This is a genomic window from Stenotrophomonas sp. G4, from assembly GCF_003428825.1.
Classification (GTDB): domain Bacteria; phylum Pseudomonadota; class Gammaproteobacteria; order Xanthomonadales; family Xanthomonadaceae; genus Stenotrophomonas; species Stenotrophomonas indicatrix.
This window is the reverse complement of record NZ_CP031741.1, coordinates 4,109,082-4,134,259: the sequence shown is the minus strand read 5'-3', so window position 1 is coordinate 4,134,259 and position 25,178 is coordinate 4,109,082. Positions and strand designations below refer to the sequence as shown.

The following is a 25,178-nucleotide window of genomic DNA, read 5'->3' as shown; positions in this document are numbered from 1 at the left end:
CTTCTCCACCGGTAGCGCCGGGCCATGCCCGGCGGCTTTCCCCAGGCTTCCAGGAACCTCCATGTCTTCCTCCATCACCGCCCGCGGCTACCAGTCCGGTTTCGGCAACGAGTTCGCCAGCGAGGCCGTGCCCGGTGCGCTGCCCGTCGGCCAGAACTCGCCGCAGAAGGCGGCCCATGGCCTGTATGCCGAGCAGCTGACCGGTACCGCATTCACCGCACCGCGCGGCAGCAATCGCCGCAGCTGGCTGTACCGGATCCGTCCGGCGGTTACCCACGGCGAGTTCACTCCCTTCGCGCAATCGCAGCTGCAGTGCGATTTCAGTGCACAGCCGGCGTCGCCGAACCAGCTGCGCTGGAGCCCGCTGCCGCTGCCGGAACTGCCCACCGATTTCGTCGAAGGCCTGTACACCATGGGCGGCAACGGTTCGCCCGACGCGCATGCCGGTGTCGGCATCCATCTGTACGCAGCCAACCGTGACATGGTCGGCCGCTACTTCTACGACGCCGACGGCGAACTGCTGATCGTGCCGCAGCTGGGCAGCCTGCGCCTGCTGACCGAGCTGGGCGTGATCGAGATCGAACCGCAGCAGATCGCGGTGATTCCGCGCGGCGTGCGCTTCCGCGTCGAACTGCCGGATGGCCCGAGCCGCGGCTACATCTGCGAGAACTTCGGCGCACTGCTGAAGCTGCCCGACCTGGGCCCGATCGGTTCCAACGGCCTGGCCAATCCGCGCGATTTCGAGACCCCGCATGCCGCGTTCGAAGACGTCGACGGTGATTTCGAACTGATTGCCAAGTTCGACGGACGCCTGTGGCGTGCGCCGATCAATCATTCGCCGCTGGACGTGGTCGCCTGGCACGGCAACTACGCGCCGTACCGCTATGATCTGCGCCGCTTCAACACCATCGGCTCGATCAGCCACGACCACCCGGATCCGTCGATCTTCCTGGTGCTGCACTCGCCCAGCGACACCCCGGGCACCAGCAACATGGACTTTGCGATCTTCCCGCCGCGCTGGCTGGTGGCGCAGAACACGTTCCGCCCGCCGTGGTTCCACCGCAACATCGCCAGCGAATTCATGGGCCTGGTGCATGGTGCCTACGACGCCAAGGCCGAAGGCTTCGTGCCGGGCGGTGCGTCGCTGCACAACTGCATGAGCGGCCACGGTCCGGATGCCCCGACCTTCGACAAGGCCTCCAATGCGGACCTGTCCAAGCCGGATGTGATCAAGGACACCATGGCCTTCATGTTCGAGACCCGCGGGGTGATCCGCCCGACCGCGCAGGCGCTGGCAGCAAGCCACCGGCAGGGCGATTACCAGCAGTGCTGGAACGGCCTGCGCAACAATTTCCGTTGATCGTCCGCATCCACGCATGGCGTGGATCTACCGGGAAGCGCGATACCGCATCCACGCATGGCGTGGATCTACCGGAAAGCGCGATATCGCGTGCACGCGTGACGTGGATCCATCCGGGCACGTGATGTAGTAGATCCACGCCATGCGTGGATGCTGTTCACCGGTTCAGGCAATGGCCGCGAACGCGCTGCAATGCTCCACCGGCAGCGCCTCCATCAGCCGCTGCCGCACGCGCTGGCAGTACCCTTCCGAGGTCAGCGCCGGCAGCACCTGCAGCGCCGATTGCATCACCCGCAGCACCTCGCCTTCGGCACGCGCCTGCTGCAGGTCGCGGAACAGCGCCGCTGCGTTGGGATGCCGCTGCATCTCCAGGATTCCCAGCACATAGATGCGCGCGGCGACCAGCGAGCGGCGGCGCTCGACCGGTGCGGCAGACGCTGGCGTGACTGACGGCGCCAGTGGAGCCGTCATCGCAACCGGCGCAGGTGGCGAGGAGGCGGGTGCGTCCGCAGCGGTCACCAGGTAGCCGCCCTGGATCAGCTGGATCACCATCGCTGCCGCATCCTGCCCAAGCAGTGCGGTCAGCTCGGCGATGCTGCGCTGGCCATCACACAGGATCAGCAGGCGTCGCTGGCGCATGTCCAGCGGTGCGCGGTGGGCCTGCAGCGCGGTTCGGGCGAGGTCGGTCTTGCGCGGTTGCATGGGGAGGACAGCCAAGTCGGTGCTCGCCCAGCCTGAATGAGGGCGATGAAACCGCGATGACAATGCAGCGCCTGCACGCCGGCTGCGGTAGCGTGCACCCACCCTGTGCCAAGGATCCGCACCGATGAAGCATCTCCCGATGGCCGGCCTGCTGCTGTTGTCGTTGGCCGCCTGCAACCGTAGTCCCGACACCGCCGCACCGGCAGCGCCGCCCGCGGCCACCGCACCGGCGAAGGATGCCTCCGTTCCCGCCGACGCCGACCTGGCCACCGCTTCGCCGGTGGATCCGCGCAGCGACAGCCCGGCACGCCTGGATGGCTTCGGCGGCGCCACGCTGGGCGCAGGCATCGCCGAGGTCCGCAGTGGCTTCGGCACCCCCTTGCAGGGTCTGGGTACCGACGCCACGGGCAAGCCGCTGCCTGCCGACGATGCCAATGAAGGCTGCTACTTCCTGCGCCCGCAGGGGGCCGAAGACCCGCGCCTGATGTTCGAGGCGCGCAAGCTGGTCCGCTACGACGTACGCAGCCCGTCCATCGTCGCTCCCGGTGGCGGCCGGGTCGGCATGACCCTGGGCGAGCTGCAGGTGCTCTATCCCGAGCGCGCCGACGTCGGTCCTGACAAGTACGACGACAAGGCCCAGCACCTGCGCGTGCGCCCGGCGCAGGAGGGAGCGGCGATCATCGATTTCGCCCTCGGCGCTGACGGCAAGGTCGGCGCCTGGCGGGTCGGCAGGACCCCGCAGGTGGACTACGCCGAAGGTTGCGGCTGATCGGCCATCCTCGGCTCACCCGCCGCGGGTGGGCCGAGCGTAGAATCGCGCCACGACCGCTGGGGAGCGCCCGATGATCGCTATTGCCATTGCCTGGTTCCTGCTCGGCCTGCTGTTGCTGGCCCTGGGTGGGGACTCCATCGTCAAAGCCGTGTCCGGCCTGGCGCAGCGTTTCGGCGCCAGTGCATTCACCGCAGGCCTGCTGTTGCTGGGCATCACCACCTCGCTGCCGGAGCTGGCGGTCAACGCCCGCGCGCTGGTGGTGGGCCAGCCGGAGCTGGCCTTGGGCAATGCCGTCGGCAGCAGCGTGGTCAACCTCGGCCTGACCCTGGCGGTGGCCGCGATGGTCGCGCCGTTGCTGCTGCGCGCGCGCCTGCAGGCCGTGCTGTGGTGGGGGCTGCTGGCCGCGGGCCTGCTGCTGATAGTGTTCGGACTCGATGGCCGCCTGCTGCGCTGGGAGGCCGGCGTGCTGGTGGCCGGGTTCGTGGTGGTGCAGTTGCTGCTGCTGCGTCGCGGACGCCATGAGGGCGCCGAAGTACAGGCGATCATCGCCGAGTCGGCGCTGAGCCGCACCAGCCTGCCATTGAACGTGCTGCGCCTGCTGGTTGCCGCGCTCGCGCTGTACTGGGGCGCTCGCCTGGTGGTCGGTGCCGCCGCTGATTTCGGCGCCGCGCTGGGCTGGACGCCGCTGCTGGTGGGGCTGCTGCCGGTGGCGATCGGCACTGCGTTGCCGGAGGTGGCGGCCGCGGTCGTGGCAGCACGCCGTGGTCACGGCGACATGGTGCTGGGCCACGTGCTCGGCTCCAGCGTGGTCAACCTGATGCTGGTGATCGGTGCGATGGGGTTGCTGCAGCCGTTGGCGTTGCCGGCCTCGTTCGTGCGCCTGGAACTGCCGGCGGTGCTGGCCTTCGCACTGGTGCTGTACCCGATGCTGCGCGGCGACCTGCGCATCAGCCGCATCGAAGGTGCGGTACTGCTGGGCGCGTTCGTGGCTTGGCTGGGGCTGGAAATCGCGCTGGTCACACCGGTCTGAGGTGGTGCCGGCCGCTGGCCGGCAACCTGGGCGAACTCGCAGCCAGGCATGGCCTGGCTCTACTGGCGGTTATCCGGGGTCGTGCCGAGCAACGGTCGGCACCCACCGTCAACGCGCGGTGGTTTCCTCTTCCCGCTCCGGTTCCGGCGGGGGCAGCTGCTCGTCTTCGGCCCGCTCGTTGCCCGGCAGGCTGGGGCGCGTTTCCATCAGCAGCGACAGCGCGGCCTTGGCCATCAGGTGCGCGCTGATCGGTGCGGTGATGAACAGGAACACGGTGATCAGCAGCTCGCGCGGCTGCGGGTCCTGGCCCAGGAAGATGTGGTAGCACACCGAGCACACCAGCACGCAGCCCACGCCCAGCGTGCTGGCCTTGGTCGGTGCGTGCAGGCGCTTGAAGAAGGTGGACAGCTTCACCAGGCCCAGCGCGCCGACCAGGATGAAGAAGCAGCCGAACAGCAGCAGGATCGACAGCGCGATCTGGATGAAGGTGATCATTCGACGATGTCCCGGCGCAGCACGAACTTGCTCAGCACCACGGTGCTGCCGAAGCCGAGCATGGCGATGATCAGGGCCGCCTCGAAGTAGATCGCCGAATTGAGGTACATGCCGAACAGCATCAGCTCGGCGATGGCGGTCACCGACAGCGTATCCAGTGCAAGGATGCGGTCGGGCACGGTCGGCCCGCGCAGCAGGCGCCAGGTGGCCAGCAGCATGGCCAGGCCGACCACGTGCATGCACACCACCAGGGTGGTCTGGATGATCTGGAATCCAGTCATGGGAAGATCTCCATCAACGGGGCTTCATAACGGCGCTTGATCGTATCGATCAGCTCCTGCGGGTCGTCCAGGTGCAGCACGTGCACCAGCAGGAATTTGCGGTCGTCGCTGAGGGCAGCCGACACCGTGCCGGGGGTCAGGGTGATCATGCTGGTCAGCGCGGCGATGCCGTGGATGTTGGCGATGTCCAGCGGCAGCCAGATGAAACCAGGGTGGATGTTCTTTTCCGGGCCCAGTACCTGGATGGCCACGCGGATGTTGGACATCAGGATGTCCCACAGGGTCACCAACAGCAGCTTCGGCAGCGGCCGCAGGGTGCCGATGCGGGCGAACTCGCGGTCCAGGCGCGCGGCGAACAGCGGAATGACCACGCCCAGCAGCAGGCCCAGCAGGAACTGGCCGAGCGTGAAGCTGTCGGACATCAACAGCCAGAACACCACCACCATCACGCTCAGCGCGGGTGAGGGCAGCAGGCGGCGGATCGGGGAACGCTTGGCGGTCATGGCTGGCGGATCTCCGGCGTGGTCGCGCGCAGCTGCTGCACGTAGTCGCCCGGCTGCAGCAGCTGGGTGGCGATGGCGTCGGTGTGCTGCATCAGCGGGGCAGCGAACAAGGTCATGCCGATGCCGTAGGCCAGCAGGGCGCAGGCGGCAAACAGCTCCACACGGCGCAGTGGTGCCTTGCGCGATGGCGGTGCATCGGGATCGGGCAGCGGCACGCGCCAGAACAGGCGGATGCCGCCGCGGGTCAGGCCTATGATGACCAGCAGGCTGCTGACCAGCACGGCGGTCCACACCGCGCCGGTGTACTGCGCCGGCATGCCGGCCAACAGCGCGGCCTTGGCCAGGAAGCCGGACAGCGGCGGCAGGCCGGCCACCGACACCGCTGCGATCAGGAACAGCACGGCCGGGGTCTCCTTGCCGGGCATCGGTGCGATCACTTCCTTGCGGTCGCTGGCGCCGCCACGGCGGCGTCGGATCAGGTCGGCGACCAGGAACAGTGCGGCGGCGACGAAGCTGCTGTGCGGCAGGTAGTACAGGCCGGCCGACAGCACCTCAGGGGTGCCCACCGAAAAGGCGATGAACAACGTGGCCGCCGAGACGATCACCAGATACGAAATCAGCACGCGCAGGCGCGCGGCAGCCAACGCGCCCAGGCCACCCAGCACCAGCGTCGCTACGCCGGCCCACAGCAGCCAGTCGCGGCCATAGCCGGCCATCGCCCCCGCATCCTCGCCGAACCACAGCATCTGGATGCGCAGCACGGCATACAGGCCCACCTTGGTCATGATCGCAAACAGCGCCGCCACCGCAGCCGGCGCACGCGCATACGATTCGGGCAGCCACAGGTACAGCGGCATCAGCGCGGCCTTGGCACAGAACACCAGCAGCAACAGGCCCATGGTCGCCTTCACCAGGGTCAGCTGCGCAGGCGGCACTTCGGCGATGCGCTGCGACAGCTCGGCCATGTTCAATGAACCCAGCGAGGCGTACAGCAGGCCCAGTGCGATCAGGAACAGGGTCGAGGCGGTGACGTTGAACACCACGTAGTGCAGGCCGATGCGCATGCGCAGGCCACGGCCGCCACTGAGCAGCAGGCCGTAAGAGGCGATCAGCATCACCTCGAAGAATACGAACAGGTTGAAGATGTCGCCGGTCAGGAAGGCGCCGTTGAGGCCGACCAGCTGGAACTGGAACAGCGCATGGAAGTGCGGCGCGCGCCGGTCCCAACCCGAACACGCATGCAGCAGGCAGGGGATGGCCAGCAGCAGGGTGGTCAGCAGCATCCACGCCGACAGCCGGTCGGCCACCAGTGCGATGCCCAGGCGCGACGGCCAGTCACCCAGCAGGTACACGCGGATGTCGCCGCCAGCGGTGTCGGCGAACAACAGGCCGACCACCACCGCCAGCGCGCCCAGCGCGGTCCACGCCACGGCGCGCTGCACCTTCGGCCCATAGCGGCGGTGTTCAACGAACAGCGACAGCGCAGCGCCGAGCAGCGGTACCAGGATCGGCAGGATCACCAGATGATTCATGCGCGGTCCTCGCCCCGGCGCGGCGGTGCATCGTCGTCCGGCTCGTGCGCGTCCACGTGGTCACTGTGGTTGTCGCTGCGGCTGCGCATGGCCAGCACGATGCTGACGGCGGTCATCGCAAAGGCAATGACGATGGCGGTCAGCACCAGCGCCTGTGGCAGCGGATCGGTGTAATTGCCCAGGTGGCTTTCCACGCCTTCCTGCAGCACCGGCGCCTTGCCCTGCACCACGCGGCCACCGGCGAAGATCAGCAGGTTGGTGGCGTAGGACAGGAAGGTCATGCCGAGGATCACATCGAAGCTGCGCGCGCGCAGCAGCAGGTAGATGCCGATGGCGGTCAGCACGCCGATCGCAGAGGCCAGGGCCAGTTCCATCAGTGCATCTCCCCCGTTCGTGCCGAGCGGCGTTGCAGGTCGATCTCGCCCTTGCGCGCGGTGCGCGTCCGCGAGGGTTTGACGGTGGCCATCATCGACAGCATCAGCATCGCGCCACCGAACACCACCAGGTACACGCCGATATCAAAACCAATCGCGCTGGCCAGCGGTACATCGCCGATCAACGGCAGGTGCAGGTCCAGGTGGCCGCTGGTCAGGAACGGCACGCCGAACAGCATCGACGCGGCGCCACTGAGGATGGCGATCAGCAGGCCGGTCCCGATGCAGCGGATGTAGTCGAAGCCGAAGCGTGACTCCACCGAAGCGGTGCCCTGGATCACGTACTGGATCAGCAGCGGCACCGCCAGCACCAGGCCGGCGATGAAGCCGCCGCCCGGCGCGTTGTGGCCGCGCAGGAACAGGAAGATGGAGACCGTCAGGGTCAGCGGGAACATGATCTGGGCCAGATCGGCCGGCACCGGCAGCTTGATCGGCGGACCGGGCATGATCTGCTCCGGCGCCATCCGCGTGCGACGCAGCAGCGCATGCACGACCAATGCGGCAATGCCGAACACGGTGATCTCGCCGAAGGTATCGAAGCCGCGGAAGTCGACCAGGATCACGTTGACCACGTTCTGGCCGTACGCCTCGGGCAGGGCGCGGGCAAGCAGCTCGCCGGCCATGGTGTTCGGCGGCAGGGTCATCGCGCTGTAGGCCAGCGCACCCAGGCCGGCACCGGCCAAGATAGCGATCAGCGCATCACGGCGCTTGCGCCAGCGTGGCCGCTCCGGGCTGGACTGTGCCGGCAGGTAGTTCATGCCCAGCAGCATCAGCACCAGGGTCACCATCTCCACCAGCAGCTGGGTCAGCGCCAGGTCCGGTGCGGACAGGAACACGAAGGTCAGCGCCACCATCAGGCCGACGCCGCCGACCAGCAGCACGGCCAGCAGGCGCTGCTTGTACATGCGCAGGGTCGCCACCGCGCAGGACATCATCACCAGCCACAGCGCCCAGCCCAGCAGCGGTATCGGCTGCGGTCTGGTCCATTCCGGCGAGGCCGGGTTGGCGATGTAGGGCGCGGCGGCGACCACGATCGCCACCAGCACCAGGCCCAGCAGCATGCGCTGCAGGCTGCCGTTGGCGATGCCGGCGGTCAACCGCTGCGCACCGGCCGACAGCAGGTCCAGCTGGTGGTGGAAGACGTTGCGTCCCGGCGTGGTGTTGGTTACCGCGTGCAGATCGATCAGCTTGCGCAGGCCGAAGTAGAGGAGCACGCCACCAACCACGCCAGCGGCGCTCATCGCCAGCGGCAGGTTGAAGCCATGCCAGATCGACAGGTTGTATTCGGGCATCGCGCTGCCGAGGATCGAGGCGGCTGCCGCGTGCAATACCGGGGCCACGGTCACGGCCGGGGCGATACCCACCGCCACGCAGATCACCACCAGGATCTCCACCGGCACCTTCATCCAGCGCGGCGGCTCGTGCGGCACGCGGTCCAGGCCATGCGGGCCCTTGCCGAAGAACGTGTCGTGCACGAAGCGCAGGCTGTAGGCCACGCCGAACACACCGGCCAGCAGCGCGGCGATCGACACCGCCGTGCGCATGGTGTCGGTGCCGCCCGCCGAAAGCGCTTCGGCGAACAGCATTTCCTTGGACAGGAAGCCATTGAGCAGCGGGATGCCGGCCATCGCCAGCGAGGCGATGATCGCCAGCGCGCTGGTGAACGGCATCAGCCTGCGCAGGCCACCCAGCTTGCGCATGTCACGGGTGCCGGTCTCGTGGTCGATGATGCCGGCGGCCATGAACAGCGAGGCCTTGAAGGTGGCGTGGTTGATGATGTGGAACACGCCAGCGACCACCGCCATCGGCGTGGACAGGCCGAACAGCAGGGTGATCAGGCCCAGGTGCGAGATCGTCGAATAGGCCAGCAGGCCCTTCAGGTCATGCTGGAAGATCGCGTTCCAGGCACCGATCAGCAGGGTGATCGCACCGATGCCGCTGACCGTGTAGAAGAACAGATCGCTGCCGGCCAATGCCGGATGCAGGCGCGCCAGCAGGAACACCCCCGCCTTCACCATGGTGGCCGAGTGCAGGTAGGCCGACACCGGGGTGGGCGCGGCCATCGCATGCGGCAGCCAGAAGTGGAACGGGAACTGCGCGCTCTTGGTGAAGATGCCCGCCAGCACCAGGAACAGGGCATAGGGGTACAGCGCGCTGGCGCGGATCTGCTCGCCGGCGGCCAGCACCACGTCCAGGTCGAAGCTGCCGACGATGCGGCCGATCAGCAGCACGCCGGCCAGCAGCGCCAGGCCGCCGCCACCGGTGATCACCAGCGCCATCCGCGCGCCCTCGCGCGCGTCCTGGCGGTGCGACCAGAAACCGATCAGCAGGAACGAGCTGATGCTGGTCATTTCCCAGAAGACCATCAGCAGCAACAGGTTGCCCGACAGCACCATGCCCAGCATGGCGCCCATGAACAGCAACAGGTAGGTATAGAAGCGGTGCGCGTTGTCCTGGCTGCTGAGGTAGTAGCGCGCATACAGCACCACCAGCGCGCCGATGCCCAGCACCAGCCCGGCGAACATCCAGGCCAGGCCATCCAGGCGTAAGGTGAAGTCCAGGCCGATCTGCGGCAGCCACGGCACCATCGTGCGCACCACCTGGCCATCGAGCACCGATGGGGTCAGCCAGGCGAGGATCGCCAGCCCGCCCAACGGCGCCAGCGCCGCCAGCCAGGCAGCAGTCGAGCGCGAACTACGGGGGAAGGCTGCGACAGCCACTGCCATCAGGAACGGCAGGGCCAGCAACAGGGGCAGGCTGGGGAGCATGCAGGGAATCCATGATTCACGAGCAGGTCAGGGAGCATAACAGGCTGCCAAATGTCGCCGAAACCCATTGAACAGCGATCAATTGCATGTAACGTGCGCTGATTCATTTTTTCTGCGATGCAGCATGCCGCGCGGATGACCCATCAGGGCCCGGTGGGCAGGTCCACCCTACGCCCACGCAGGGACAGCGCAGCCCCTGTCGCACAGGGACCGCCGCCGCTGGGCGGGGCAAGGTGAGGAGGTCACCGCGGCAGGCTGGCAGGCTCGCCGTGCAGTGTCGGTGACGGGATCTGCCCGTTCAGGAAACGAAGGCGTCGACGCGGCGACGCTGGTCAGTAGCGCCAGTCGAGCTTGCGATAGGCCTTGGCCATCACCCACGCCGGGCCGATCAGCAGGTAGGTCAGGTCGGTCAGGAAGCTGGGCTTGCGGCCTTCGAACTTGTGGCCGATGAACTGCGCGATCCAGGCGACGACGAAGACGCCGATGGCCAGCGAGCGCAGGTTGTGCAGGCCGATTTCCGCTTCCAACAGCCGGCACAGGCAGCCGAACACGAAGAACTGGATGAGCATGCCGATGCCCAGCGGGCGCGACAGCTTGTTGTAGAAGCACCACGCGCTGAACATCGCGAACGCCGACCAGATGCCGTACTGGAACCAGGTGATCAGCGGCGGCACGCACCACAGCAGGGCCACCACCGACCACAGGATCGCCGGCACCGCCACCACGTGGATGCGCTGGTTGACCACATTGCGGTGGTCGTCGGAGTAGCTGGCGAAATAGCGGTCGATCGGACGCGCAAGCTGGGTGCTGGTCTGCATGTGGCCAGCATACCCCGGCCGGGGCCGGCAGTAGAGCCAGGCCATGCTTGGCTGCAGGTTCGCGGGGTTGCCGGCCAGCGGCCGGCACTACCAACCGGCAGTAGAGCCAGACCATGCCTGGCTGCAGGTTCGCCGAGGTTGCCGGCCAGCGGCCGGCACTACCAACCGGCAGTAGTCAGGCCGTGCCTGGCTGCAGTTTCGCCGGGGTTGCCGGCCAGCGGCCGGCCCCATCAACCGTCAGTAGAGCCAGGCCATGCCCGGCTGCAGGTTCGCGGGGTTGCCGGCCAGCGACCGGCACTACCGCACTCAGAACGCCCCCGCCACGCGGGCAGGGGGCGCAGGGGATTCAGTCGATGCTGATCCCGGCCAGGCGCTGCAGCGCCTCGGCGTACTTGGCGCGGGTGCGCTCGATGATCTCCGCCGGGATGCTCGGGCCTGGGGCGGTCTTGCCCCAGTCCAGCGTCTCCAGGTAGTCACGCACGAACTGCTTGTCGTAGCTCGGCGGGCTGGTGCCCACTTCGTACTCGTCGGCAGGCCAGTAGCGCGAGGAATCCGGCGTCAGCATCTCGTCCATGATGTACAGGCGACCGTCGGCGTCGGTACCGAACTCGAACTTGGTGTCGGCCAGGATGATGCCGTGCTCGCGTGCGTAATCGGCCGCGAACTTGTAGATGCGCAGCGTCGCGTCGCGCACCCGCTCGGCCATTTCCGCACCGACCGTCTTCACCATCGCGTCGAAGTCGATGTTCTCGTCATGGTCGCCAACGGCGGCCTTGGTCGAGGGGGTGAAGATCGGCTCGGGCAGCTGCTCGGCCTGGCGCAGGCCGTCGGGCAGCTCGATGCCGCTGACCTTGCCGGTGCGCTGGTAGTCCTTCCAGCCGCTGCCGATCAGGTAGCCACGGGCGATGGCTTCCACCGGTACCGGCTTCAGCTTGCGGGTGACCACCGCGCGCTTGGCGTACAGGGCCGCGTCCACGCCCTCGGGCAGCACGCTGGCCACATCGATGCCGGTCAGGTGGTTGGGCATCAGGTGCGCGGTCTTGGCGAACCAGAAGTTGGACACCTGGCAGAGCATCTCGCCCTTGCCCGGGATCGGGTCGGGCAGGACCACATCGAACGCCGACAGGCGATCGGTGGCGACCATCAAGAGGTAGTCCCCCGGTGGGGTACCGGCCGGCAGCCGCTCGCGCGGGATATCGAACACATCACGCACCTTGCCGCGGTGGCGCAAGGGCAGGCCGGGGAGATCGGATTGCAACAGCGTGGTTGGCACGGGCACTCCTGGGGCTTCGTCGAGACGGCTGCCCAGGGGACCCGGCGGGCCCGCAACTGGTCAGCGGGCGGCCTAGTGTAAAGCGGTCCGGGCCCGCTGTGACGTAAAATGAGCGTCCATTTCGTCGGCCGACCCCGGAGCGCCATGCGCTGGTACGGAAAACTGCTCGGTTTCATCGCCGGCGCCCTGCTGTTCCGGCCCAATCCGCTGTTCGGCGCGGTGGTCGGCCTGTTGCTGGGGCATGCCTTCGACAGCGACTGGTTCCGCCTGAACAAGGAGAACCCGTACCGCGAGCTGGGGCTGACCTCCGAGGCCACCGATGCCGAGGTCGAGCGCGCCTACCGCAAGCTGATCTCCCAGTACCACCCCGACAAGCTGGGCGGCGCCGCCCCCGAGCTGCAGCAGCAGGCCGAGCAGAAGTCGCGGCGCATCAACGCCGCCTACGACCGCATCAAGACCCTGCGCAAGCGCTGACCCCATTGCCCCGCCTGCGGGCGGGAGACCCCTTTCCCCGTTCCGAAGGCCCCGGCCATGTCCAACTGCCTCATCGCTCCTTCCATCCTCTCGGCCAACTTCGCCCGCCTGGGCGAGGAAGTCGACAACGTCCTGGCCGCGGGTGCCGACTGGGTCCATTTCGATGTGATGGACAACCACTACGTGCCCAACCTGACCATCGGCCCGATGGTCTGCCAGGCGCTGCGCAAGCACGGCGTCACCGCGCCGATCGACGTGCACCTGATGGTCGAGCCGGTCGACCGCATCATCCCGGACTTCGCCGAGGCCGGTGCCACCTACATCAGCTTCCACCCGGAGGCCAGCCGCCACGTACACCGCACCATCCAGCTGATCCGCTCGCTGGGCTGCAAGCCGGGCATCGTGCTCAACCCGGCCACCCCGGTGGACATCCTCGACTGGGTGCTGGACGACCTCGACCTGGTGCTGCTGATGTCGGTCAACCCGGGCTTCGGCGGCCAGGCCTTCATTCCGTCGGCCTTGGACAAGCTGCGCGTGGTGCGCCAGAAGATCGATGCCAGCGGCCGTGACATCCGCCTGGAGATCGACGGTGGCGTGAAGGCCGACAACATCGGCGAGATCGCTGCTGCCGGTGCCGACACCTTCGTGGCCGGCTCGGCCATCTTCAACGCCAAGACCAGCTACCAGGACGTGATCGCGCAGATGCGCGCCAACGTCGCTGCGGCACGCTGACAAAATGCGGACGGAGGGGATTAAGCTCGCTTAATCCCCCTCCGTCCCCTTTTTTCCGCTCATGGCACTCCTGAACATCCGCCCGGCCACCGTCGCCGACGCCGGCCTGATCCTTCGCTTCATCCGCGAACTGGCGATCTACGAGAAGGCCGAGCAGTCGGTGCAGACCGATGAGATCGGCATCGCCGAAAGCCTGTTCGGCGCCGACGCCACCGCCCGCGCGCTGGTCTGCGAGGCCAACGGCGAAGCCATCGGCTACGCGGTGTATTTCTACAACTATTCCACTTGGCTGGGGCGCAAGGGCATCTACCTGGAAGACCTGTACGTGAGCCCGGAAAAACGCGGCTCCGGCGCGGGCAAAGCGCTGCTGAAGTACATCGCCCGCCAGGCGGTAGCTGAAGGTTGTGGGCGCTTCGAGTGGTCGGTGCTGGACTGGAACACGCCGGCCATCGCGTTCTACACCGCAGCTGGCGCCAGACCGCAGGACGAGTGGACGGTGTACCGGTTGGAAGGTGAGGCGCTGAAGGCATTCGCCGGGTAGTCCGTGTCCTGGTGACTGGTGTGCCGATGAAATACGCCATTGCCGCACTCCGACAGCGGCTGCCGGCCTCGATTGCTGTCTGCAGGCAGGCGCTGGAGGCTTCCGGCGGTGACCTGTCACAGGCGCACGCCTTGGTGGTTGATCAGCTCGTGGCCGATTACGGGCACCGCACAGGGTTGGGTGCCGCCGAGGCCGCCATCGAGCTGCAGGCCGCTGGCCATGACGTGGAACGCGCCATGATGCTTTGGCGTCGCCGCCACCCATCGCCGCCGCCGCGGCCATTTGCGGCGCTTGAAAAGGGATGGGCGCTGGCAGCGGAGCTGGCTTCGGTGGGCGCCGGGTTGCGCTGCTTCGCCCATGTCATTCCTGGCGAACAAGACACCTACGAGCTGCGCTTGATCACCCATGCCGTACGCTTCACCGAGACCGCCTATGGCTTCGACTACGACTACGCCATGCAGGACGCGCAGACGCGGGTGGAACGCAGGTTCGTGACCGGAATTCCGGCGCTCAAGCTTCTGTTGCAGGAGTACGCAATTGATGAGGCGATATTGTGCAGCATCGATGCCTTCGACAGCTGCCTCCTGCACGGTCCCATCGAGGCTTACCTGTAAGCCGGCATCTACACCCGCGCGATGGGTAAAAAAAAGCCACGCCAAACACTGGCGTGGCTTTGCTGCATGCGTGGGAGGCTGATCCTGCCTCCATCCGTCGTCCCTGCTATGGCCTTCCATTCTCCCGGTGGCCGATGACACCTGCATGACATGCCGCGCGGGCGAGCCCAGCGCCCTGACCTGAACGGTGGCCGCTGCCTTTCACTGGCCCCGAACGCGCGGTTGCTAGCCTGTGCCGCCCTTACCTGGAAGCACCGCATGAGCACACCGCGCTGGCGCCTGATCCTCAACGGCAAGTCCGCAGGCAACGATGACCTGCGCGAGGCCGTGGGCCACTGGCGCGAACGCGGTGTGCAGCTGGAAGTGCGGGTGACCTGGGAAGACGGTGATGCCGAGCGCTACGTCGCCGAGGCCATCGATCACGGCGTGGACGTGATCGTGGCGGCCGGTGGCGACGGAACGCTGAGCGCGGTGGCCGAGACGCTGGCCCATCGCGACGAGCCGGCTGAGGCGCTGCCTTCGCTGGCGCTGGTGCCGATGGGCACCGCCAACGATTTCGCCACTGCTGCCGGCATTCCGGTGGAGCCGCAGGAGGCCTTCGCACTGGTTGCCAGCGGCCACCCACGCCCGATGGATCTGCTGCGCGTCGATGCCGACGGCAAGCCATGGTGGTGCGCCAACCTCGCCAGCGGTGGCTTCGGCACCCAGGTCACGGTGGAAACCGATGCCGGCTTGAAGAAGATGCTTGGCGGACTGGCCTATGTCATCACCGGTATCGCCAAGCTCGGGCGTATCGAGCCGATCATCGCGCGCCTGAGCGGGCCGGACTTCCAGTGGGAAGGCGGGTTCATCGCACTGGGCGTCGGCAATGGCCGTCAGGCGGGTGGTGGCCAGCAGCTGTGCCCTCAGGCACTGATCGATGATGGCCTGCTGGATGTCACCGTGGTGCCGGAACTGGAGGGTGAAGTCGCAGCCACCCTTGGACAGATGCTGACCGGCGGCAAGGAAGCGGCGCTTGAACGTGTCGCCACGCGCGCGCAGCTGCCGTGGCTGCAGATCGACGCACCGCAGCCGTTGACGTTGAACCTGGACGGCGAACCGGTGCAGGCACGCCGCTTCCGCATCGACTGCGTGGCGGGCAGGGTGCGGATGCATCTGCCCGATGACTGTGCGTTGCTGTCGGAACGCTGAGCGCGCGAGGACCGGCCGAGGGACGCGATCGACGCCGGTCGCAAGCAGGAGCGGGGAGATCGCGGTCCCGCAGCAGGTACAGGAAATCCGGGGGCAGGCACGGCGGATGGGCCAGGGGGAAGACAAACCGCCCGTCGCCAAAGGGTTTCCCTGCGGCCAAAGCTGCGATACAGTCAAGGCGTGTCCAGCCTGACGACCCCGCATACCCTTTCTTCCGCACGCCGTTGGTGGCGATGGTGGCCTGTTGCCGTCGTCCGCTCCCATAACGCTGTGTCCCGGAAGGAAAGTCGTCTTGATCTCGCACGCCCAGTTTCAGCAGCAGGCCGCTGAAGGCCACACCCATATTCCCGTTGTCCGCGAAGTGCTGTCCGACCTGGACACGCCGCTTTCGGTCTATCTGAAGCTCGCCGACGGCCCCAATACCTACCTGTTTGAATCCGTCGAAGGCGGCGAGCGCTTTGGTCGTTACTCGATCATCGGCCTGCCGGCACGCCGTGTGTACGCCTTCCACGGCCACACCCTGACGGTGCGCGAGCACGGCCAGGTGGTGGAAACCCGCGAGGTGGCCGATCCGTTTGCCGAGGTCGAGGCGCTGCGCAGCGCCCACTCGGTGCCGAAGCTGGAAGGCCTGCCGGGCTTCACCGGTGGCCTGGTCGGCTGGTTCGGGTTCGAGTGCATCGGCTACATCGAGCCGCGCCTGGCGTCGCCGGCCGGCCGCGACGAACTGGGCACGCCGGACATCCTGCTGCTGCACTCCGATGAGCTGGCGGTGTTCGACAACCTGAAGGGCCGGCTGTACCTGATCGTGCACGCCGACCCGCGCCAAGCGGGCGCCTTCGAGCAGGCGCAGGCGCGCCTGGACGCGCTGGCGGCCAGGCTGCGCGCGCCGGGGGCAGGCTATCCGGCACCGCTCACCAGCGATGTGCTGGACGAGTCCGACTTCGTTTCCGGTTTCACCCGCGAGGGCTTTGTCGATGCGGTCCAGCGCAGCAAGGAGTACATCCGTGCCGGCGACATCTTCCAGGTGGTGCTCAGCCAGCGCCTGAGCGTGCCGTTCAAGGCGCGGCCGGTGGATGTCTACCGCGCGCTGCGGGCACTGAACCCGTCGCCGTACATGTATTTCCTCGATGTCGGCGACCTGCAGGTGGTCGGCTCGTCGCCGGAAATCCTGGTGCGTCTGCAGCATACCCATGAAGGCGTGGGCGAAGTGACCGTGCGCCCGATCGCCGGCACGCGCCCGCGCGGCGCCACGCCGGAGCTGGATCAGGCGCTGGAGGCCGAACTGCTGGCCGATCCGAAGGAACGCGCCGAGCACCTGATGCTGATCGACCTGGGCCGCAATGACGCCGGCCGCGTGTCCAAAGCCGGTACCGTGGAAGTGGGCGAGCAGTTCGTGATCGAACGCTACAGCCACGTCATGCACATCGTCAGCGAAGTGACCGGGCAGCTGCAGCCGGGCCTGAGCTACGCCGACGTGCTGCGCGCCACCTTCCCGGCCGGTACGGTCAGCGGCGCGCCGAAGATCCGCGCGCTGGAAGTGATCCGCGAACTGGAACCGATCAAGCGCAATGTCTACGCCGGCAGCATCGGCTACATCGGCTGGCACGGCGATGCCGATACCGCGATCGCGATCCGCACCGCCGTGATCAAGGACGGCCGCCTGTACGTGCAGGCCGGCGCCGGCATCGTCTACGACTCGGACCCCGACAAGGAGTGGGACGAGACGATGAACAAGGGCCGCGCGCTGTTCCGTGCCGTCGCCCAGGCCGCCAAGGGCCTGTAACCTCTCCCCGTCGTCCAAGGCTGTCCGTCACGCGGTGCATGGGATGCGCCGCGCCCACTTGAATGGGTTTCTGCAGATCATGAAAAGCGCCACTTCCCGGTACATGCCGCACATCGATGGACTGCGCTGCGTCGCAGTGCTGGCGGTCCTGCTCTTCCACTTCGGCGTGCCTGGACTGGGCGGTGGCTATGTCGGCGTGGACATCTTCTTCGTGATCAGCGGTTACCTGATCACCTCCATCATCCGCAGTGAGCTGGTGGAGACCGGTGGTTTCCGCTTCGGCAATTTCTACGCGCGTCGGGTCCGGCGCATCCTGCCCGCGCTGATCGCCACCCTGCTGGCGACCACCGTGCTGGCCGTGCTCAGCCTCACTCCTGCCGATCTGGTCGCGTACGGCAAGTCCCTGTTGGCCTCGGCGCTGTCGGTATCCAATCTGCTGTTCTGGTCGGAAAGCGGCTACTTCGATGCGGCCTCGCAGACCAAGCCCCTGCTGCACACCTGGTCGCTGAGCGTGGAAGAGCAGTTCTACCTGGTCTGGCCCGCGTTCCTGTTCCTCTGCTACCGGTTCGGCGGCCGCCGCGGCATCGCCTGGGGCATCGTCGTCGCAGGGGTCGTCAGTTTTCTGGCCAACCACCTGGCCGTGGCCGGGCAGAGCCTGGGGTTCGCGTCGGATCTGTTCTTCCTGCCGCAGTTCCGCGTGTTCGAGTTCGCCATCGGCGCAGCCGGCTGTTTCATCGCCGCGCGGCTGCCGTCGTCGCGCTGGCTGCATGAAGGCATGTTCGCTGTCGGCGCGGCGCTGATCGTCCATTCGATCATCACCCTGGTGGAAGGCGATGTGTTCCCGTACACCAACGCCATCGCGCCCTGCGTGGGCACGCTGCTGGTCATCGCATCGAACCGCTCGCGCGCTACCACATTGCTGCTGGCCAACCCGCTGGCGGTATGGTTCGGCAAGATCAGCTACTCGCTGTACCTGACCCATTGGCCGGTGGTGGTTTTCGTCACCCAGTTCATGCCGCACTCGCCGTGGCCGGTGCAGTTCGGCCTGATGGTGGTGTTGTCGCTGCTGACGGCGGTGGCGCTGCATCATTGGGTCGAAGTGCGTTTCCGCTATGTCGATCCGGCAGCGCCCAAGGGGGCGCTGGTGGGCCGTACGCTCGGCGTCTCGTTGTTCTGCTGTGCGCTGGGTGTGACGGTACTGGCATCCAACGGCATGGTCTGGCGCTACCAGTACTTCACCCCCGGCAGGGTGGGGCCGGGCACGACGGCCAGCGCCCTTGGCCAGGGCGCTGTAGCACACGCCCAGGCGCCGGTGTTCCAGCCGCTGGCGGCCGCCGACATCGAAGCCGGCAAGGGACGCCGGTTCGAAGGCCTTGCCGCGGCCTGCAACGTGCAGTCGCTGCAGGATCCAGCGCGCTGCCCCATGGATCGACCGGTGCAGGTGCTGCTGTTCGGCAATTCGCATGAGCCCGATGGCTTCAACGCCTTCGCGCAGATCTACGGGCATGACCGTCGCGTCAACCTGATCAATTTCGGCACGGTCAATGACTGCAAGGTCGTGCTGGAGCGGGATCGCATTGCATCGCCCACGCCCGAGCTGGCGTGCGATACCCGCTTCGCCGCACTCGACGATGATCGTCTGGTACAGGCGCTGGACGTGGTCGTCTACAACACGCACCAGGGCTTTGACCCGGTTGCCGCCGATCTGTGGCGGATCCTGGAGATCCTGAAGACGCGCAACCCGCAGCTGAAGATCATTGCGATCGGCTCCTTCCTGCAGACCACGTCCGACTGTGCGTCGCTCTACAACCGCTACGGAAGCTTCGATGCATGCAAACGCCCTGACCTGGTGAACTACTTCAACCCGGATGAGCGCGCCAAGTCGACCATCCCGCAGGTGAAGTCGCTGCCGTACCTGTACATCAGCAAGTACGAACTGCTGTGCGGTGGCAATGCGATGGAGGGCTGCGTGATGGAGGCCAACGGCGAGCCGGCCTTCTATGACCAGCATCACCTGTCGCTGGGCTACGCGCGCTACATGGGCCAGCAACTGGCCAAGCGGCATGCCGCCGACCTGGTTGCCGCCGGCCTGCCCGAGCCCATTTCCAGCAAGGAGTAGACGATGAAGCTGCTGAGTGCATCGCTGTGGTTGTCGCTGCTGTTGCCAGCCGCCCCGGCTGCCTGGGCGCAGGCCAACACCATTCCCTCGCAGCCGCACCTGCTGGTGAAGGGCGAGGGCGCGCGAACGGTGATGCCGGACCGGTTCACCGTTGAACTGCTGGTCAAGTCCACCGATCTTCAGCCGGATACAGCGCGCTCGCGCGTGCAGGGCAATGTCGAGGCGGTGCTGGCTGCGTTCAAGCGCAACCATGCACTGCCGGCAAGCGTGGTGGCGGACAACCTGACCATCCAGCCGGACTACCGCTACAGCGTGCAGGGCAAGCAGGAGTACCTCGGCACGCGGGTGAGCCGGCGCCTGAAAGGCAGCTTCGGCACCACCGGCGACCTGCAGGCCTTCCTGCGCGCGGTCGATGCCAGCGATGACCTGCAGATCAGCAGCATGCGGCCCGGCTATTCGAAGGAGGCAGCACTGCGTGGCGAACTCAAGGCTGAAGCGGCAATGCAGACACGCGCCTCCGCCAAGCAGCTTGCCGGGGCCTATGGCGCGCGCATCACCGGCCTCTACAGCATCTCCGACGTGGCCCCGAACTTCGCCTACGGCGTGCAGGCAGGCAGCTGGCCGCGCAGCGCTGACATGGTCACCCCGCCCAGCCCGCCAGCTCCGGCACAGACGAGCGTCGAGGCAACCGGCTCGCGCGGCCGCGAATCCATCGAAGCCGGCCCCATCACCTACACCGAAAACGTGTACGCCATTTTCCTGATAAGCGACGGAACCTGACCATGTTGTGGATGATCGACAACTACGACAGCTTCACCTACAACCTCGTGCAGTACCTGCAGACGCTGGGTGCCGAAGTGAAGGTGGTGCGCAACGATGCGATGAGCGTGGACGAGATCGCCGCGCAGAAGCCCGAACGCATCGTCATTTCGCCCGGCCCGTGCACGCCCAACGAAGCGGGCGTGTCGTTGGAGCTGATCCAGCGCCTGGGCCCGACCACGCCGATCCTCGGCGTGTGCCTGGGCCACCAGGGCATCGGCCAGGTCTACGGCGGCACGGTCATCCGCGCCGGCAACATCATGCATGGCAAGACCTCGCCCATCCGGCATGAAGGCAAGGGCGTGTTCGCCGGGCTGCCGGACGGTTACCAGGCCACCCGCTACCACTCGCTGGTGGTGGACAAGAACAGCCTGCCCGACGCGCTGGAAGTGACCGCCTGGACCGAGAACGAGGATGGCTCGATCGAAGAGATCATGGGCCTGCGCCACCGCCAGTTCCCGGTGGAGGGCGTGCAGTTCCATCCCGAATCGATCCTCACCGAGCATGGTCACGCGCTGCTGCGCAATTTCCTGCAGCGCCCGGCTGCCTGATCCAAGGAGTATTCCGATGAGCTTCTCCCCCCAGGAAGCCCTGCAACGCACCATCGAACACCGCGAGATCTTCTTCGACGAAATGGTCGACCTGATGCGGCAGATCATGCGCGGCGATGTCTCGCCGATGATGACCGCCGCCATCCTCACCGGCCTGCGCGTGAAGAAGGAAACCATCGACGAGATCGCCGCCGCGGCGACAGTGATGCGCGAATTCGCGCTGGCCGTGCCGGTAGCCGATACCACCCACCTGGTCGACATCGTCGGCACCGGTGGCGATGGCTCGCATACCTTCAACATCTCCACCTGCGCGATGTTCGTCGCCGCTGCCGCCGGCGCGCGCGTGGCCAAGCATGGCAACCGCAGCGTGTCGTCCAAGTCGGGCAGCGCCGATGCGGTCGAGGCACTGGGTGCGGCCATCGAGCTGCAGCCGGCGCAGGTGGCCGCAGCCATCGAACAGACCGGCATCGGTTTCATGTTCGCGCCGATCCACCATCCATCGATGAAGGTGGTGGCGCCGGTCCGTCGCGAGATGGGGGTGCGCACCATCTTCAACATCCTCGGCCCGCTGACCAACCCGGCCAGCGCACCGTCGGTGCTGATGGGCGTGTTCCATCCCGACCTGGTGGGCATCCAGGCGCGCGTGCTGCGCGAGCTGGGCACCGAGCGTGCCATGGTGGTCTGGGGCCGCGACAACATGGACGAGATCTCGCTGGGCGCCGGCACCCTGGTGGGTGAACTGCGCGACGGCAAGGTGCGCGAGTACGAGATCCATCCGGAAGACTTCGGCATCGCCATGTCGGCCAGCCGCAACCTGCGCGTGGACGGCCCGGAGCAATCCATTGCCATGCTGCGCGCGGTGCTCGACAACGAGCCGGGTCCGGCGCTGGACATCGTCGCCCTGAATGCGGGCGCAGCGTTGTACGTGGCCGGCGTAGCCAGCGATATCGGCGACGGCCTGGCCCGTGCCCGCGCGGTCATCGCCGACGGCAGCGCCCGTGCCCGCCTGCAGCAGTACGTCGATACCACCCGCGCGCTGGTTGCCTGAGCGCGCGGTTCAGCCTGACCCACCCGATGGCCGATAATGGTCGTCCTCACCGCCCCAGCACCGACCCGACGACGATGAGCGATATCCTGCAGACGATCCTGGCCCGCAAGGCCGAAGAAGTAGCCCAGCGCCGCGCCCAGCGGCCGCTTGAGGAGCTGCAGGCCGCGCTGGCCGATGCGCCACCGGTGCGCGGTTTCGTGCGCGCGCTGCAGGCCGCCGTGGCCAATGGCGATCCGGCGGTGATTGCCGAAGTGAAGAAGGCCAGTCCGTCCAAGGGCGTGATCCGCCCCGACTTCCGCCCGGCCGACATCGCGGTCAGCTATGAGTTCGGCGGCGCCAGCTGCCTGTCGGTGCTGACCGACGTGGATTTCTTCCAAGGGGCCGACGCCTACCTGCAGCAGGCCCGCGACGCCTGCACGCTGCCGGTGCTGCGCAAGGACTTCGTGATCGACGCCTACCAGGTGTATGAGGCGCGAGTGCTCGGTGCCGACTGCATCCTGTTGATCGTCGCCGCGCTGGACGATACGCAGCTGGCCACGCTGTCCGAACTGGCGATGTCGCTGGGCATGGACGTGCTGGTGGAAGTGCACGACATCGACGAACTGGAGCGTGCGCTGCAGGTGCCGGCGCCGATGATCGGCATCAACAACCGCAACCTGCGCACCTTCGAGGTGTCGCTGCAGACCACGCTGGACATGCGCCTGGCCGTGCCGCGCGACCGCCTGCTGGTCACCGAGAGTGGCATCCTCGGGCCTCAGGACGTGGCATTGATGCGCGATGCCGGCATTCACGCGTTCCTGGTCGGCGAGGCGTTCATGCGCGTGGAAGAGCCGGGCGAGGGTCTGCGTCAGCTATTCTTCGCGGCATGAAAACGCACTATCCAACGCCGCGCGAGGATGCGCCGCTGGTGGTCTTCGACTTCGACCACACCCTGTATGACGGCGATTCGGGCACCCACCTGTTCGCCTCGCTGATCAAGCGCAACCCGCTGCGGATGCTGGCGGCGCTGCTGGTCACCCCGATCGCCGGGCCGATGGTGGCGATGCTGCCGACCCGCCGTGCCGGCATCTCGGTCTATGTCTGGATCGGCAGTTTCGGGCTGCACCGCGCGCGTGAGTTCAACAAGGTGATCGATGCCTACGTGCTGCGCAACGAGGCGCAGATGCGCGCCAAGCTGCTGCCGCAGGCGCTGGAGGTGTTCGCCGCGCACCGTGCCAGGGGCGACCGCGTGGTGGTGGCCACCGGTGCGCCGCCGGAGCTGGCGCGCGCGATCCTGGCCTTCGTCGCTCACCAGGACGTGCCGGTGATCGGAACCGAGGTGGGGCCGCGTCTGGGCGGGGTAGGGCCGACCCGCCACTGCCATAACGAAGAGAAGATGCGCATGCTGCGCGAGCGCGGCTACGGCGACATCGACATCGCCTATTCCGACAGCACCGCCGACCTTCCGCTGCTGCTGGCGGCGAAAGCGCCGGTGGTGGTCAACCCGAAGCCGGCCAAGGTGGAGTTTTTCCGCCGCGTGCTGCCGGCCGGCACCCGCATTCTCAACTGGGGCTGCGTGGACCGCGGCGGCGACAAGGCGTAATCGATCCCGCCTGCCCGCCGGGCAGGGACCCGGTAGTGCCGGCCGCTGGCCGGCAACCTTGCACGCGTTTCCGGAGTTCATGAGGTTGCCGGCCAGCGGCCGGCACTACCGGATCCCACGCGGGTAGCGCCGGGCCACGCTCGGCGAGCGGTCAGCGGTGCAGGTACCCGAACAGCGCATGGCCCACCTGGAACAGGCTGATGCCCAGCACCAGCACGCCCACCGCGACCAGCACCCAGCGTTCCTTCACCCGCTTCACCAGCACCGCCGCCACCGGCGCGGCCATCATGCCGCCGATCAGCAGGCCGGCGACGATCTGCAGGTGCTGCACCCCCATCGACAGCAGGAACGTGGCCGAAATGGTCAAGGTGACCACGAACTCGGCCGCGTTGACGGTGCCGATCGTGGTCCTGGCCTGGCCGCCGCGGGCGAGCAGGGTGGAGGTGGCCACCGGACCCCAGCCGCCGCCGCCGCTGGCATCGAGCAGGCCAGCGAAGAATCCCAGCACCGGCACCCGGCGGATCTCGCCCTTGGGCATCCAGCGGCCGGCCGCGCGCGCCAGGATGATGATGGCCAGCACCAGCAGGTACAGGTAGATCAGCGGGCGGATCAGGTCGCCAGGGACCTGTGTCAGGACGTACGCGCCGAGTGCACCGCCTAGAGCGCCGGGCAGAGCGAGACGAAAGAACAGGCGTTTGTCGACATTTCCCGCAACCAGATGCGACACACCGGACGCGCCGGTGGTGAACACTTCAGCGGTATGGACGCTGGCGCTGACCTGTGCGGGAGGCAGCCCCATGCTGAGCAGCACCGAAGAAGAAACCAGCCCGAATGCCATGCCCAGCGCACCATCGACCAGCTGTGCGCCAAGGCCGATGAGGATGAACCACCAGAATTCGCTGCTCAGTTCCATGGATCGAGCCTAGCGGAAGCGGGTGTGCGGAACATGCGATGGTACGTCGCACGTACGGCGATCCGCCGGGCATGGCCCGGCGCTACCGGCCCAGGTCGTGTGGCAGCGCCGGGCCATGCCCGGCGGACGCCGGGTGGTCAACGGGTGCCGTACAGCACCACGGTCTTGCCGCGGGCGTGCAGCAGGCCGTCGGTCTGCAGCTTCTTCAGCACCCGGCCGGCCATTTCGCGCGAGCAGCCAACCAGACGGGCCAGTTCCTGGCGCGAGACGCGCAGCTGGCTGCCCTGCGGATGGCTCATCGACTCCGGCTCCTGCGCCAGATCGTGCAGGGTGCGCACGATCCGGTCGGTGACATCCAGGAACGCCAGGCGGCTGGCCTTGCGACTGGTGTCCAGCAGGCGCTTGGAGATCTGCTGGCCCAGCGCGTACAGCAGGCGCGGGGCATCGGCCGACAGCGGGCCGAGGAACAGTTGGTGCAGGCGCTCATAGCTGATTTCGGCCAGCTCACAGGCGGTGCGGGTGCGCAGGATCACCTCGCGGCGGTCCGACTCCACGAACAGGCCCATCTCGCCGACGAACTCACCGGCGCCGAAATAGCCCAGTACCAGCTCGCGGTCCTCTTCCTCCTCGGCCATGATCGAAACCGAGCCGCTGATCACGTAATACAGGGTTCCCGCCGGGTCACCGGGTCGGAAGACGTCGGTACGGGTGGGATAGCGCCGCCGGTGGCTGTGTGCCAGGAAGCGGTCGATTGTTGCGATGTCCAAGGCCAATGGGCTGCTAGCTAGGCGCACGGTTGACACGATAGGGGCGCTCCCTCTGCGCATGAACGGATTCACGGGG

At 67.2% G+C, this 25,178-nt stretch carries 26 protein-coding genes; 15 read left to right on the top strand and 11 right to left on the bottom strand.

From position 1 onward, the window contains the following. Positions 1-61: 61 nt before the first annotated feature. Entirely contained in the window at positions 62-1,360 is a 1,299-nt protein-coding gene (hmgA, locus tag D0Y85_RS18955) for a homogentisate 1,2-dioxygenase (RefSeq protein WP_117311604.1), read from the top strand. Between the two features lie 165 nt (positions 1,361-1,525). Here hmgA and D0Y85_RS18950 read toward each other — a convergent pair whose 3' ends face one another. Next, positions 1,526-2,062, bottom strand: coding sequence for a hypothetical protein (locus D0Y85_RS18950; protein ID WP_093818198.1), 537 nt, complete (start codon positions 2,060-2,062; stop codon positions 1,526-1,528). Between the two features lie 124 nt (positions 2,063-2,186). Here D0Y85_RS18950 and D0Y85_RS18945 point away from each other — a divergent pair, with 124 nt between their 5' ends. Continuing rightward, positions 2,187-2,831, top strand: coding sequence for a hypothetical protein (locus D0Y85_RS18945; RefSeq protein WP_049467575.1), 645 nt, complete (start codon positions 2,187-2,189; stop codon positions 2,829-2,831). A gap of 73 nt (positions 2,832-2,904) precedes the next feature. Beyond that, positions 2,905-3,864, top strand: coding sequence for a sodium:calcium antiporter (locus tag D0Y85_RS18940; protein WP_117311602.1), 960 nt, complete (start codon positions 2,905-2,907; stop codon positions 3,862-3,864). Between the two features lie 108 nt (positions 3,865-3,972). On the opposite strand, the gene D0Y85_RS18935 is transcribed toward D0Y85_RS18940, so the two are convergent. From D0Y85_RS18935 to D0Y85_RS18900, 8 genes are all read right to left on the bottom strand, one after another. Beyond that, a complete protein-coding gene (locus D0Y85_RS18935; RefSeq protein ID WP_025874597.1) occupies positions 3,973-4,359 on the bottom strand; it encodes a Na+/H+ antiporter subunit G in 387 nt (128 codons plus the stop codon). After that, positions 4,356-4,640 carry a K+/H+ antiporter subunit F gene (locus tag D0Y85_RS18930; RefSeq protein WP_025874598.1) on the bottom strand — a complete coding sequence of 95 codons (285 nt, stop codon included), beginning with the start codon at positions 4,638-4,640 and terminating at the stop codon, positions 4,356-4,358. The genes D0Y85_RS18935 and D0Y85_RS18930 overlap by 4 nt, the downstream gene beginning before the upstream one ends. Further along, positions 4,637-5,143 carry a Na+/H+ antiporter subunit E gene (locus D0Y85_RS18925; RefSeq protein WP_117311600.1) on the bottom strand — a complete coding sequence of 169 codons (507 nt, stop codon included), beginning with the start codon at positions 5,141-5,143 and terminating at the stop codon, positions 4,637-4,639. Before D0Y85_RS18925 ends, D0Y85_RS18930 begins: the two co-directional genes overlap by 4 nt. Next, a complete protein-coding gene (locus tag D0Y85_RS18920) occupies positions 5,140-6,675 on the bottom strand; it encodes a monovalent cation/H+ antiporter subunit D (RefSeq protein WP_117311599.1) in 1,536 nt (511 codons plus the stop codon). Before D0Y85_RS18920 ends, D0Y85_RS18925 begins: the two co-directional genes overlap by 4 nt. Next, positions 6,672-7,049, bottom strand: coding sequence for a Na+/H+ antiporter subunit C (locus tag D0Y85_RS18915; RefSeq protein WP_025874601.1), 378 nt, complete (start codon positions 7,047-7,049; stop codon positions 6,672-6,674). The genes D0Y85_RS18920 and D0Y85_RS18915 overlap by 4 nt, the downstream gene beginning before the upstream one ends. Next, the gene (locus tag D0Y85_RS18910) at positions 7,049-9,877 is read right to left on the bottom strand and encodes a monovalent cation/H+ antiporter subunit A (RefSeq protein WP_117311598.1); all 2,829 of its coding nucleotides are present in this window, start codon (positions 9,875-9,877) and stop codon (positions 7,049-7,051) included. The genes D0Y85_RS18915 and D0Y85_RS18910 overlap by 1 nt, the downstream gene beginning before the upstream one ends. 332 nt (positions 9,878-10,209) lie before the next feature. Next, entirely contained in the window at positions 10,210-10,695 is a 486-nt protein-coding gene (locus D0Y85_RS18905) for an Mpo1-like protein (protein ID WP_025874603.1), read from the bottom strand. A gap of 346 nt (positions 10,696-11,041) precedes the next feature. After that, on the bottom strand, positions 11,042-11,968 hold the full coding sequence (locus D0Y85_RS18900) for a phosphoribosylaminoimidazolesuccinocarboxamide synthase (RefSeq protein ID WP_162887706.1): 927 nt from the start codon (positions 11,966-11,968) through the stop codon (positions 11,042-11,044). Positions 11,969-12,112: 144 nt separating this feature from the next. Here D0Y85_RS18900 and D0Y85_RS18895 point away from each other — a divergent pair, with 144 nt between their 5' ends. From D0Y85_RS18895 to D0Y85_RS18840, 12 genes are all read left to right on the top strand, one after another. Continuing rightward, positions 12,113-12,442, top strand: a complete 330-nt coding sequence (locus tag D0Y85_RS18895) for a DnaJ domain-containing protein (protein ID WP_025874605.1) — start codon at positions 12,113-12,115, stop codon at positions 12,440-12,442. Between the two features lie 57 nt (positions 12,443-12,499). Further along, entirely contained in the window at positions 12,500-13,174 is a 675-nt protein-coding gene (gene rpe, locus D0Y85_RS18890) for a ribulose-phosphate 3-epimerase (RefSeq protein WP_025874606.1), read from the top strand. 61 nt (positions 13,175-13,235) lie between these two features. After that, positions 13,236-13,715, top strand: a complete 480-nt coding sequence (locus D0Y85_RS18885) for a GNAT family N-acetyltransferase (RefSeq protein WP_117311595.1) — start codon at positions 13,236-13,238, stop codon at positions 13,713-13,715. A gap of 26 nt (positions 13,716-13,741) precedes the next feature. Continuing rightward, entirely contained in the window at positions 13,742-14,329 is a 588-nt protein-coding gene (locus D0Y85_RS18880; protein WP_117311594.1) for a hypothetical protein, read from the top strand. 258 nt (positions 14,330-14,587) lie between these two features. Further along, positions 14,588-15,520, top strand: a complete 933-nt coding sequence (gene yegS / locus D0Y85_RS18875; protein ID WP_117311592.1) for a lipid kinase YegS — start codon at positions 14,588-14,590, stop codon at positions 15,518-15,520. A gap of 292 nt (positions 15,521-15,812) precedes the next feature. Then, on the top strand, positions 15,813-17,303 hold the full coding sequence (gene trpE, locus D0Y85_RS18870; RefSeq protein ID WP_117311591.1) for an anthranilate synthase component I: 1,491 nt from the start codon (positions 15,813-15,815) through the stop codon (positions 17,301-17,303). 79 nt (positions 17,304-17,382) lie between these two features. Beyond that, a complete protein-coding gene (locus D0Y85_RS18865; RefSeq protein WP_162887705.1) occupies positions 17,383-19,422 on the top strand; it encodes an acyltransferase in 2,040 nt (679 codons plus the stop codon). 3 nt (positions 19,423-19,425) lie between these two features. Beyond that, positions 19,426-20,202 (top strand): SIMPL domain-containing protein, encoded by a 777-nt coding sequence (locus tag D0Y85_RS18860; protein ID WP_117311587.1) that lies wholly within the window; start codon positions 19,426-19,428, stop codon positions 20,200-20,202. A 2-nt stretch (positions 20,203-20,204) separates the two neighbouring features. Then, the gene (locus D0Y85_RS18855) at positions 20,205-20,792 is read left to right on the top strand and encodes an aminodeoxychorismate/anthranilate synthase component II (RefSeq protein WP_088101793.1); all 588 of its coding nucleotides are present in this window, start codon (positions 20,205-20,207) and stop codon (positions 20,790-20,792) included. A gap of 16 nt (positions 20,793-20,808) precedes the next feature. Next, positions 20,809-21,840 (top strand): anthranilate phosphoribosyltransferase, encoded by a 1,032-nt coding sequence (gene trpD / locus D0Y85_RS18850; protein ID WP_025874615.1) that lies wholly within the window; start codon positions 20,809-20,811, stop codon positions 21,838-21,840. Between the two features lie 74 nt (positions 21,841-21,914). Next, positions 21,915-22,709 (top strand): indole-3-glycerol phosphate synthase TrpC, encoded by a 795-nt coding sequence (trpC, locus tag D0Y85_RS18845; RefSeq protein WP_117311586.1) that lies wholly within the window; start codon positions 21,915-21,917, stop codon positions 22,707-22,709. Then, the gene (locus D0Y85_RS18840; protein ID WP_117311585.1) at positions 22,706-23,422 is read left to right on the top strand and encodes a haloacid dehalogenase-like hydrolase; all 717 of its coding nucleotides are present in this window, start codon (positions 22,706-22,708) and stop codon (positions 23,420-23,422) included. Before trpC ends, D0Y85_RS18840 begins: the two co-directional genes overlap by 4 nt. A 151-nt stretch (positions 23,423-23,573) precedes the next feature. On the opposite strand, the gene D0Y85_RS18835 is transcribed toward D0Y85_RS18840, so the two are convergent. Continuing rightward, the gene (locus D0Y85_RS18835; RefSeq protein ID WP_117311584.1) at positions 23,574-24,335 is read right to left on the bottom strand and encodes a sulfite exporter TauE/SafE family protein; all 762 of its coding nucleotides are present in this window, start codon (positions 24,333-24,335) and stop codon (positions 23,574-23,576) included. 137 nt (positions 24,336-24,472) lie between these two features. Then, complete coding sequence (gene crp / locus D0Y85_RS18830; RefSeq protein WP_025874619.1) at positions 24,473-25,162, bottom strand: cAMP-activated global transcriptional regulator CRP; 690 nt, start codon at positions 25,160-25,162, stop codon at positions 24,473-24,475. Between the last annotated feature and the right edge of the window lie 16 nt (positions 25,163-25,178).